General features: G+C 43.9%; 10 protein-coding genes. 4 read left to right on the forward strand and 6 right to left on the reverse strand.

Features of this window, described 5'->3' with window-relative positions; all coding sequences use genetic code 11:
* Window positions 1-30: 30 nt before the first annotated feature.
* Window positions 31-1,391, reverse strand: a protein-coding gene (locus ADA42_RS18260) for an IS3 family transposase (protein ID WP_409360268.1) whose coding sequence is annotated in 2 segments (ribosomal slippage) — window positions 31-896 and window positions 896-1,391 — 1,362 coding nt in all. Because the reading frame shifts where the segments join, the coding sequence is not laid out codon by codon here.
* A 154-nt stretch (window positions 1,392-1,545) separates the two neighbouring features.
* Between ADA42_RS18260 and ADA42_RS17845 the strand changes: the two genes are divergently transcribed.
* Window positions 1,546-2,154 (forward strand): cold shock domain-containing protein, encoded by a 609-nt coding sequence (locus ADA42_RS17845; RefSeq protein ID WP_025096086.1) that lies wholly within the window; start codon window positions 1,546-1,548, stop codon window positions 2,152-2,154.
* Between the two features lie 65 nt (window positions 2,155-2,219).
* Here the strand turns inward: ADA42_RS17845 and rsfS are convergent, their stop codons facing one another.
* The 5 genes from rsfS to ADA42_RS16905 all read right to left on the reverse strand — a co-directional run bounded on the left by rsfS (window position 2,220) and on the right by ADA42_RS16905 (window position 8,122).
* Window positions 2,220-2,621, reverse strand: a complete 402-nt coding sequence (gene rsfS, locus ADA42_RS16885; RefSeq protein WP_004940540.1) for a ribosome silencing factor — start codon at window positions 2,619-2,621, stop codon at window positions 2,220-2,222.
* Between the two features lie 118 nt (window positions 2,622-2,739).
* The gene (locus ADA42_RS16890; RefSeq protein WP_025096087.1) at window positions 2,740-3,534 is read right to left on the reverse strand and encodes a hydroxypyruvate isomerase family protein; all 795 of its coding nucleotides are present in this window, start codon (window positions 3,532-3,534) and stop codon (window positions 2,740-2,742) included.
* An 18-nt stretch (window positions 3,535-3,552) separates the two neighbouring features.
* Window positions 3,553-4,428 (reverse strand): NAD(P)-dependent oxidoreductase, encoded by an 876-nt coding sequence (locus ADA42_RS16895; protein WP_048766414.1) that lies wholly within the window; start codon window positions 4,426-4,428, stop codon window positions 3,553-3,555.
* A 14-nt stretch (window positions 4,429-4,442) separates the two neighbouring features.
* On the reverse strand, window positions 4,443-5,231 hold the full coding sequence (locus ADA42_RS16900) for a crotonase/enoyl-CoA hydratase family protein (RefSeq protein WP_048766417.1): 789 nt from the start codon (window positions 5,229-5,231) through the stop codon (window positions 4,443-4,445).
* Window positions 5,232-5,323: 92 nt separating this feature from the next.
* Window positions 5,324-8,122: a GacS-like sensor histidine kinase gene (locus ADA42_RS16905; protein ID WP_048766419.1), complete on the reverse strand. Its 2,799-nt coding sequence runs from the start codon at window positions 8,120-8,122 to the stop codon at window positions 5,324-5,326.
* Window positions 8,123-8,277: 155 nt separating this feature from the next.
* Here ADA42_RS16905 and cysM point away from each other — a divergent pair, with 155 nt between their 5' ends.
* Genes cysM through rlmD form a run of 3 tightly spaced genes read left to right on the forward strand, consistent with a single transcriptional unit; the run spans window position 8,278 to window position 11,444 of the window.
* On the forward strand, window positions 8,278-9,201 hold the full coding sequence (cysM, locus tag ADA42_RS16910) for a cysteine synthase CysM (protein WP_025096089.1): 924 nt from the start codon (window positions 8,278-8,280) through the stop codon (window positions 9,199-9,201).
* Between the two features lie 24 nt (window positions 9,202-9,225).
* Complete coding sequence (locus ADA42_RS16915; RefSeq protein WP_025096090.1) at window positions 9,226-10,056, forward strand: 3'-5' exonuclease; 831 nt, start codon at window positions 9,226-9,228, stop codon at window positions 10,054-10,056.
* Window positions 10,053-11,444, forward strand: coding sequence for a 23S rRNA (uracil(1939)-C(5))-methyltransferase RlmD (gene rlmD, locus ADA42_RS16920; RefSeq protein ID WP_025096091.1), 1,392 nt, complete (start codon window positions 10,053-10,055; stop codon window positions 11,442-11,444). Before ADA42_RS16915 ends, rlmD begins: the two co-directional genes overlap by 4 nt.
* Window positions 11,445-11,453: the final 9 nt, after the last annotated feature.

An 11,453-nucleotide genomic window follows, 5' to 3' on the forward strand; every position in this document is an offset into this window, starting at 1 on the left:
TGAACTGACCCCATAAAGTTGGACAGTTTTTCAGGCGGTTAAACAGGATTGAGTTCTGTATTCAACTGGACTCAATCCACCCAATTTCATCTTAATTCGTTCGTTATTGTAGTAATAAATATATTCATCAATACTACATTTTAACTGGTCAATATTGTCAAACTGCTGCAAATAAAATAGTTCAGATTTTAATAATCCGAAGAAGTTTTCTATTACAGCATTATCTAAGCAATTGCCTTTGCGCGACATGCTTTGTTCTATGCCAGTTTGTTTAAGTCTGTTTTGATAGCTCCTCATTTGATATTGCCAACCTTGATCAGAATGCAGTATCGGTGAGTCTTTTGAACCCAATCTCATACAAGCCATATCAACCATTTTTGCTATCATTTTCTGGTTAGGTATTTCAGTGGATTGCCATGCAATCACTTCACCATTAAACAAATCCAATATCGGGGAAAGATATAACTTTTTGCCATGAACATTAAATTCAGTAACATCCGTGACCCATTTTTGATTGGGTTTGGTAGCGTTAAATTTTCTATCAAGCAAGTTGGGCGCTGTTTTCCCATAAGCACCTTTATATGATTGATATTTCTTGCATCTAATTAATGCTGTTAGCTTCAATTGCCGCATTAATCGTTGTACGGTTTTGTGGTTAATAGCGTAACCATAACGCTTTAACTGGCAGGTAATTCTACGATAGCCATAACGTCCTTTATGGTGTTGGTAGATCATCTGAATATGTTGTTTTATTTGCTCGTATTTATCGGGCCTTTGTAACGCCTTGCTCCAGTAATAAAAAGTGCTGCGAGCTAATTTCATGATGCTCAGCAGACTATCTAGACGATATTGTTGCCTTAATTCAACGATGATTAGCGTTTTTTGCTGTTGGGTGACTGTTGCTGAATCAAGGCATGCAACTTTTTTAAACAGGCATTCTCAGCACGTAAATAATCTAACTCACGTTGCATTTCTTCAGGACTGAGAGTTGAGGAGCTTTTATTAGTAGGTAGTGACTTTGTTATTGTTAGCTTCATTGCAAATGGTCTCCCTCTTTTTTTGGGTATTAGGGCTTGCAAACCACCTTCATCATAACATCGCTCCCATAAACTGACAGAAGATACAGCATGGATATTAAAATGCGCAGCAGTTTCACGCATAGATAAACCATGTTCGCGCATATATAAAATCACAGATTCTTTAAATTCTGGCGTGAAATTTACTTGTGGTGATTCTAATCCTGAAACACCGTACTTTTTATATGCAGCAACCCAAACGCGAACAGCAGAATGGTTTGTCCCAAACCTTTTGGCTGTAGCTTTTTGTCCTCCCTGTCCAGATAGAAAATATTCTACGACAGAGAGTTTAAATTCTAACGTATACCGTCCCATGTGAATGCACCTCATCAGTTGGAGTTTTATGTCCAATTTTTGGGGTGCAGTTCATGCGGGTGGTTTTTTTTATTTAAACTTATGATATTTTTGTATATAAAAACTTTCGACTCACTTAAGTTTATTTAAAATATAAATAATTAGGGCGTAAAATATGTCTAAATTTGGACAAATCAGAAATTATAATCAAGAGCGTGGGTTTGGGTTTATTTCTGTTGGGGAAGCTGGAAAAGATATTTTCTTTCACATAAAAGATTTCCCGAAAGGAATCATTCCTCAAGTCGGAGAGCAACTGAAATTTGAAATTGTGCAAGATGGTAATAAAATAAAAGCGGTCAATATTGTACGTCTGGATTATCCTTCTGAACACGATGTTTACAAGCAGCCAGAGAGATTCTCAGCGCCATCAATTCGCAGAAATTCAAATTATAGAGATAAATCTAGCTCTAAACCGAATTCAACATTTTCTACGTTATTAAAGATACTCTGTCTTGCAATATTTGCTTATTTTGCAGGTGGATATATTCAAAATTTATTACATCGTCAAAAGCTTTCCAATCAAGAAGTTAATCAACAAACATTGAGGGATGCTAATCGCTATGCAGTTTCAAGTGAAACACAGAATTTTAAATGTGATGGTCGAATCCATTGTTCACAAATGAATTCTAAAGCTGAGGCAGATTGGTTTGTAAAAAACTGTCCAGGGACTAAAATGGATGGAGATAGCGATGGTGATGCCTGTGAAAATGATAGCCGATGGTAAATATTTGAGTTTCGATATTCAAATAAAAAAGCGACCATTCAGGTCGCTTTTTTATATGCTTAACTTTAAGCTATTGCTTCTGGTGCATTGCGCCATAAGCTTTCTAGGTCGTAAAATTTACGAGCAGTTGGCAACATCACATGTACCACGACATAACCTAGATCGATTAAGATCCACTCGGCGTCGCGTTCGCCTTCGATTCCGATCGGGCGATAGCCTGCTTTACGTGCTTCGTCTGCAACGTTGTCTGCAAGGGCTTTAACATGACGGGTAGAGGTACCACTGGCAATCACAATGGCGTCTGCAACATTGCTGATGTTACGAACGTCAATTTCTAAAATATCTTTTGCTTTTACATCGGTGAGCGCATCATGTACGACTTTTAGGCAGCCTTGTACATTCTGCGACGTAGAATTCATGGCGAGATCGTGAGAATTAGAAGCGCTGGGCGATGGTTCTAAATTCATAAAGGGTATAGTTTCCTGACAATTACTCATTGTTTAATATAGCGTCTTTACGCCCGAATTTCAATTTTTCCTATCGGTTGAGTTTGAAAAAAATTGTTTAAAAAACTGTCAATTCAAACTAAGTGTTTACATCATCAGAGAAATATTTTGATTTCCAGTCAAAAGAGTCGCTTGATGATGCGCGTGGCCGATATTCTGCGCCAATAAAACCCGAATAATGACTACTTTGTAGCCAAGCAAATATCTGCTCAAAATTGAGCTGACCTGTGTCGGGTTGGTGGCGACCGGGACAATCAGCAAACTGAATATGTCCGATGTCGTGAATGTTTTCTTTGAGTTCTTCTAATACATCTTCGCCCATCATGGCGATATGATAACAATCGTATTGTAGCTTGAGTGCAGGGTGATGAACCGCTTCAAGCATCTCTTGAGCCTGTGCAGTGTTTTGAATTAAGAAGCGTGGCATATCGGTACCATTGATCATTTCAATCAAGGGTTGAATATGATGTGTGCTTAACAGGTTGCAGGCAAGTTTAAGATTGCTTGCCAAAGTATTCAGGCAAGGCAATAGATCGTAGTCGTGTGGCTGCTTACCTGCCAAAATATTCACGCGTGGCACATCTAATGCGGTGGCATAATCAATCGCTAACTGCAAAGCCTGCGCAAAAGCCTGCTCTTGGCCGGGTACACCCGCCAGACCATTTCCACCTTGCATTAAATCGCCAGCAGGTACATTGATCAGACATAAATCGAGTTGGTGATCATGCAACTGTGTCTGAATTTGCTCAATAGACAGCTCATACGGAAACTGAATTTCGATGTGCTGAAAGCCATGTTGGCGCGCCAGCGCAAAGCGTTCAATTAAAGGTACTTCCGTAAAGATCATGGATAAATTAACAGCCAACTGACTCATCATGAATGTCCTTTTCTGTTAGTGATTTACATCATCTACATGTTTGATCATAGTGGCTAAATCTTGCTGTGCATAGCCATTTTCTTGGTGTGCTTGTAACTGGCTCAAGGCTTGTACCGCAACTGGAATATGCAGGTTACAGCGCTGTGCCAGCAGCACCGCATTGTTTAAGTCTTTGGCAAGGGTTTGGACTTTCCATTGCACCGGCTCAAAAACCTGCTTGGCCATGCGCGGTGTCAAAATCTGAAATGGCTTGGAGTCTGCAAATCCGTTCGCCAGCGCGGGTGCCAGCAAAGTGGTATCTACACCAGCTCGACCAGCCAGTGCTACAGCCTCAGCAATCAGAGCGCTGTTGGCCGCGACAATGAGTTGATTGCAAATTTTGGTTGCTTGCCCAGTTCCGACATCTCCCATACGCGTCACACGTTGTGACAAGATGTTATAGAGTAGATTCAAGTCTTGAATTACAGCAGGATCACCACCGGCAAAGATCACCAAGGTGCCTTGTTCAGCGCCGGCTGTCCCGCCCGAAACAGGTGAGTCAATCCAGATCACTTTATGCTGTGCGGCCTGTTTGGCCAGTTGGTGAGTCGCCTCAACCGACAAGCTTGAAAAATCGACAATTACTTGCTCGGCTTTCAAATAGGGCTGTATTTGAGCAAAGACATCATGCATGGCGGCATCGTCCGCAACACAGGTTAAAATGAGGGGGTAATTGCCCAGATCTTCAAATTTAAGCAATGCTGCGCCCATATCCAGCAATGCATCGCATGCACTTTGAGTTCGATTCCATACCGCGACTTGAAAGCCGGCCTGAATCAGTCGGGTCGCCATTCGGCTACCCATAAGTCCCATGCCTACAAATGCAACGGGCGTGTGAAGATCAAAGCGCATACATCAGTCCTTGTTTATTTATATTGTCGAGGCAGAAATTCCACCTCTGGGTGTTTGTCTTTTTGCCGAGCAAGGCGGCTGTTCTTACCCAATAATAACTTTAATTGCCAAAGTTTCTCTAGCCGTAATGCACGATGAGGCGCATGTTCCATGGCATTTAAAACTGACTTGGCTGCGGCCACGGCATCTGGAGAGCGCTGTAGAAATTCAACAGCTAAATGCTCTGCGGCTTGGTGTGGCTCCTCTGCAAGATGAGTAACCAATCCGACGGTTTTTGCATATTGAGCGTCGAAAATGCGTGCGCTTAAAGTGAGTTCTTTGGCCAGATCTGGCCCGACCAGTCCTTTTAGTGAGCGTGTAAGCCCCATGTCGGGAACCAGTCCCCAACGGCTTTCCATGATCGAGAGCTGGGTATCTGGATGCGCAATGCGAATATCGGCAGCCAGAGCCAGTTGCATACCAGCACCAAAACAATAACCTTCGAGCACCGCAATCACTGGAATAGGCAAGCGTTGCCAAATTAAAAAAGCTTTTTGAAACAGACTTTCGCCCGGTTTGATCAGCTCCCACGCGGCATAGGCTCGATTTTTAGTGTTATTTAAATCACTTAAATCAATCCCTGCACTAAAAACCTGCGCTTCACCTTTTAAAATTACACAGCGAATATGACGATCTTTTTCTATGGTTTTGGCCGTCACAATCAACTCACGTAGCAAAGCAAAGCTCATGGCATTGCGTTTTTCTGGTCGGTTTAAGCGCACCTCTGCAATACCATTTTGTATGCTGAGTTTGATCAGTTCCATGTTTGAGCACTCGTGTTCATTTAAATTGTTATTCAGCTCAGCATAGCATGTGCTTCAAAATTAACACGAACACATCAGTCACACGGTTTGGGCTAATCACGTTCAGACAATATATGCTTGGCCGCACCCTCAACTTCACGAATACTTAAGTTGAGTGCTTCAAACCGTATCTGGGTTTCCTGAATAAACGCAGCATCTGCCTTGCGGCGTTCTTTACGTAAAGTCGAGACAAACTGTTCAAATTCGCCGGCTACCTGTTGCAGTTTCGGGGTTCCCACATAGCGCGTCGCACCATATAAACGATGCAAAACATGTTCAAGCTGTGGAAAATCCTCCAGCTCAATCAGTTGCTCCATTTCGTTCAATTCAGTATCAAAACTATCGACCAGCATTTTTAGGAGATCGAAGGCCAAATCTTCTTTATTGGCTGCAAGCTGTAAACTTTGCTGCCAGTCTAAAATCGAAGGGTCGAGTGCATCGATCAAAATCTGATGTTCATTTGCTGCGGGGCTATCAAAATCGGCTTTGCTCCACTGATTCAAAATGTGAATGATCTGTTCCATCTGAATCGGTTTGGTCACGTAGTCATCCATGCCGACTTTTAACAGCTTTTGCTTTTCATCAGCCAGTGCATGCGCGGTCAATGCAATAATCGGTAGGCGCATGTTGTTATCTAGTGTCGATTCAAGTGAGCGGATGGCACGCGTGGTGTCGATGCCCGACATAACCGGCATTTGAATATCCATAAATACCAAATCAAACGGCTTTTCTTTTTGTTCGATGCGCTGTTCGATAATATTTAAAGCTTCCTGACCGCTAAGTGCTTTGGTGGTGGTGACATTCAGCTCGCTCAGCAACGCCTCAAGCACAATCAGGTTAGGTAGATGATCGTCGACCGCCAATACATGCAGGCCCCGGCCATTAAACTGTTCGGGTTGATGCTCAAAAATCGGCTGGTTACTCAGAAGCTGAACCAGTGCGCTTCGACTCAGCGGCTGATATAACGGTCGTGCACGATAGTCATTGAGCATATTTGGCTCAAGTGCCATCTGGTAGCCATACACCGCTAAATTACCGGTATAGCGCTGACGAATCTCTTTGAGCAGCGCTTGGGTATCGCCACTATGATCGACAATCAGCCAAGTATTTTCTTTTGAGCTCAAATGATTCAGACGGCTAAAGAGTTCCAAAATCGAAGTGATTTCGGTGTGATTGACGCGATAGTTTTCGAGATAATGCCGCAAAATATTAGCTGTGGCTGGATGGGCAAGATACGACACCACATGCAGTTGAGGAAATTGCGGGTACTCTGGAATAATATCGTCTTCGGTTTTAAATTGTGCAGTAAACCAGAATGTTGAGCCTTTTTCGGTTGGTGCACGTTCTTGGTTGTCTTCAAAACCAATATGACCGTGCATGAGTTGCACCAGCTGTTTGGAAATGGCAAGTCCAAGTCCTGTACCGCCAAACTGACGTGTTACCGATGCATCGCCTTGTGAGAACGACTCAAACAGTTTCTTGCGGTCGGTACCACTTAAACCAATGCCACTGTCCTGCACACTAAAATGCAGCAGACACTGACCAATATCATCGTGTTCCATTCGAACCCGAACGATAATTTCACCATCTGGGGTAAATTTGATCGCATTGGAAATCAGATTGGTTAAAATCTGTTTGACGCGTAGCGCATCTCCATTCACGATTTCAGGAATGTTGTCGCCATAATAAAAGGCCATATCAATATGCTTTTGTGCCGCCAGCGGCGAAAGCATATCCATCACATCAAAAATAGCTTCTTCTAAATTAAATGCCGCCGTTTCAAGTTCAAGTTTACCGGCATCGATTTTTGAGAAGTCGAGTACATCGTTAATCAGCGCCAGTAAATGCGCCGATGATTTACGGATGGTCTGCAAGTACAAACGTTGCTCATTACTTAAGCTTTGCTGACGCAACAACAAATGGATAAAACCATCGATACTATTGAGTGGAGTACGCAGCTCATGGCTGATATTGGCCAGAAAAACCGATTTGGCCTGATTGGCTGAAATGGCCTGATCACGTGCTTGACGATAGGTAATATTTTGCACTTCAAGAGTATCGAGTGTGCGACGCAAATCGTCTTCGGTTTGCTCGGTATGTTCTTTTAGCTCTAAGAAACTAAAGTGTAAGCGCTTGACCACATTGGCAATATCACGCTGTAGCAAGCGCAGCTCGCCAGTACTGTTAATTACCATATGCTGATCGAGCGTATCGGCATTGAGGCGTTGCAATTGCATCCGAATCTCGTACATCGGCGCAATCCAGCGCCGTGAGTAAAAGTTCAGACACAGCAGCAATAATAATAAGGTGATCAAGGCCGTGACAATCAATACGATGAAAACCCGATAATGGGCAATCTGTAGCGGTTGATTGTCCATTTCCACCACCAGCCACATCGGTCGATTATTGCTGGATTGAATGCGCTGGCCGTAAATATTGTTGTGGTTATGGCTGATGGGGCCAAAAAAGATCATATCTGGAATTTTGGGCCAAAAGCGCGTATCGCGATAGCCGATGCTTAACGAGACTTGGCCTTTTTGATCGATAATCGCGGCACGTTTCAGGTAGCGTTCGTTATACATGCTTTGCATGATCCGAAGTGCCTGATCGTACTGGTCGGGACGTAATTCTACCAGTCTGAGTAAATTGCTGGCGGTATGTTCATAGCGTGTTAATAAGGCAGCGGCAGTATGACGCTGCTGAGATTGGGCGGCTGCACCAGTTTCATTGAGGACCAATACGGTTCCCACCGCGGCCAACACTAAAATTGGAACAAAAATTAACGCGATTAATTGACCATAGGCATGGTTTAACTGTAAGCGTTTGGATAACTTTTTATTAAAATTTGACATAGCCCAATCAGATCTATCCCGATGAGCGGCATATTAGCATGCTTTGGGTCAAACTGATGGTGCTTTAATCATCCCCAAGAAAAAGCTGAGTGAAAGGAGTGCAGCCGAGGTGTTTTTTTCATACAATAGGCGTCACCTTGATTTGGGTGTTAAGCATGAACACAGCAGAACCTGATTTTTTAGCCGATGAGTTTTTGTTAGACCATTATGTTGGAAAGACGCCGTTGGTGCGTTTACAGCGTGTTGGCGCACAGACACAAGCGACCATTTTGGCAAAACTAGAAGGGAATAACCCGGCTGGTTCGGTAAAAGACCGCCCTGCATATAACATGATTATGCAAGCTGAAAAACGCGGTGACATCAAACCGGGCGATACCTTAATTGAAGCCACCAGTGGTAATACAGGCATCGCTCTGGCGATGGTCGCTGCTATGCGTGGCTATAAAATGAAGCTGATCATGCCCAACAATATGAGCCAAGAGCGCAAAGATGCAATGCTGGCTTATGGCGCTGAGCTGATCGAAGTGACCCAGCAACAGGGCATGGAAGGCGCACGAGATATGGCGCTTCGTTTGCAGGCAGAGGGCAAGGGTGTGGTCTTGAACCAGTTTGGAAATCCAGACAATGTTCAGGCACATTATCTGACCACTGGCCCAGAAATCTGGTCGCAAACGGGGGGCAAAATCACGCATTTTGTCAGCTCTATGGGAACCACAGGCACTATTATGGGCGTGTCGAAATATCTAAAAGAACAAAATCCTGAGATTCAGATTGTGGGTTTACAGCCATCTGAAGGCTCAAGTATTGCGGGTATTCGTCGCTGGCCACAAGAATATTTACCGACGATTTTTGAACCGTCACGTGTCGATCGTATTATTGATATTCCACAAATCGAAGCAGAAAAAACCATGCGCCGTTTAGCGCGTGAAGAAGGAATTTCGGCGGGCACATCTTCGGGTGGCGCGGTTTGGGCATCGCTTAAAATTGCTCAAGAGCAGCCAGATGCCGTGATTGTGTGCATTATTTGCGACCGTGGTGATCGTTATCTGTCGACCGGACTATTTTCGGTGAAAGACTAATTTTACTCGATTTGTGAGAATAAAATGCGTTTTCCCACGTTGGTTTTCGACATTGAAACCTTGACCGATTTAAAGGCCGGAGCGCATTTGTATCATCTGGATTTACCACAAGATGATCTAGAGCAGGCCTTAACTAAATTGCGTCGTCAAGAATCTGGAACAGATTTTCAGCGTCTAGCACTACATGAAATTGTCTGTATTTCTGGTCTATGGATCGATGAACAAGGCTTACGCTTGTTTTCGTTTAGTCAAGAACACTGGAGTGAAGCCGAGCTACTGGCCAAGTTTCTGTCTATTTTTGACAAGCGCCATCCGACCTTGGTGAGCTGGAATGGTTCACAATTTGACTTGCCGGTAATTTTGTTTCGCGCCATGTATCATGGACTTTCTGCACCCAGTTTGTTTGATCAGGGTGAGTTAGACCAACAAAAGCGCTATAATAACTATCAGAACCGTTATCACCATCGTCATGTGGATTTAATGGATGTGATGGCCATGTTTAATGGTCGTAATTTTCAGAAACTTGATGATGTCGCCTGCGTGCTGGGCTTACCCGGCAAGCGCGGTGAAAATGGCTATCATGTGCCTGCTTATGTTCAGCAGGCCGAGTGGCTGAAGCTGAGCAGTTATTGCGAAGGTGATGTGCTCAATACATGGCTGATTTATTTGCGCTGGTTATTGCTTAAAGGGCAGTTGCAGCGTGAAGAACATCAAGGCTGGATTCAGGCTACAATTGGATATTTGCAGCAGCAACCCCAACAGGCTGACTTTTTAGCGGTTTGGCAACGCACTGCGGTACATACCACCTTTACTTCACACGATTTTCCTGAACAGCAGAAAGAAGGTCTCTTTTGAAAAAGCAAGCGCCATCTCGTTCTTCATCTGTCACGCGCTATACGTTTCAGGTTGAATCATTTTCACATGAAGGACGAGGGATTGCACATTTCGGTCAGTCTAATGACCACCCGGTAGATAAGCACGGTAAGAAAGCATTTATCCGTTATGCACTCCCGGGCGAAACCGTTTTGGCTAAAATTACCCACGCCACCAAGCGCTTTGAAGAAGGTGAAGTGCTGGAAATCTTAGAGGGTAAATCATCGCTTCGCGTCGATCCGATTTGTCCTCATTATGGCGTATGCGGTGGTTGCAGCATGCAACATATTGCCACTTTAGAGCAGATCAAGATCAAACAAGATGTTTTAAAGTCGCATTTACAGCACTTTGCAGGACTCGATGTACAAGAATGGCTCGCGCCCATTCGTTCAGATCGTGACGACTACCGCCGTCGTGCTCGGATAGGCGTACGCTACATCGCCGCCAAAGATCAGTTGGTGATGGGGTTTCGTGAGCATGCCAGTAATCGTTTAACCCCGATTCAGCAGTGCCCAGTGCTCGATCAAGCCTTATCTTCAGCTTTGCCAGAGCTGAATCAGTTGATCCAATCTTTGTCGGCCAAAGCTGAAATTGGACATCTGGAACTGGCCATGGGCGATCAGGATATTGCACTGGTGGTACGTCACTTAGGTGCACTTGGTAAAGCAGACCGCCAAGCATTGCTTGCATTTTGCCAGCAAAAAAATTGGCAACTTTATGTTCATGCGGGTCGCAGTGAACAGCTTAAGCGCTTGGACGAGCCTCAAGCCGCGATGCGTTTGAGTTATGCCTTACCCGAATTCAATCTGAATTTTAACTTCGCGCCGTCTGATTTTACTCAGGTGAATGCTGGGGTGAATCGTCAAATGATTGCCTTGGCATGTAATTTGCTAGATCTGAAAAAAGGTGAACGGGTGCTGGATTTATTTTGTGGTTTAGGCAATTTTTCTTTGCCTATGGCGCAATGTGTTGGGCAGACCGGGCACGTGGTTGGTGTGGAAGGCAGTGACAAAATGGTTCAGCGTGCCCACGAAAATGCGGCACTCAATGCGATACAACAGGTTGAATTTTTTTCACAAGATTTAACAAAAGACTTCTCGCATCATTCTTGGGCGAATCAAGGATTTGATGCATTATTGATTGATCCTCCTCGTTCGGGTGCACTGGAAATTATGCAGTATATTTCGAACTTTGAGGCCAAAAGAATCGTTTATGTATCATGTAATCCAGCAACACTGGCAAGGGATGCAGGTGTGCTGGTACAAAAAGGTTACCAGTTGAAGAAAGTAGGCGTCATGGACATGTTTACACATACAGAACATGTTGAGTCGATTGCTTTATTTGAGAAAATTCAAGAGATAAACGATTAAAAAATGAGT

The organism is Acinetobacter sp. 243_ASPC, from assembly GCF_001054715.1.
GTDB lineage: Bacteria > Pseudomonadota > Gammaproteobacteria > Pseudomonadales > Moraxellaceae > Acinetobacter > Acinetobacter soli.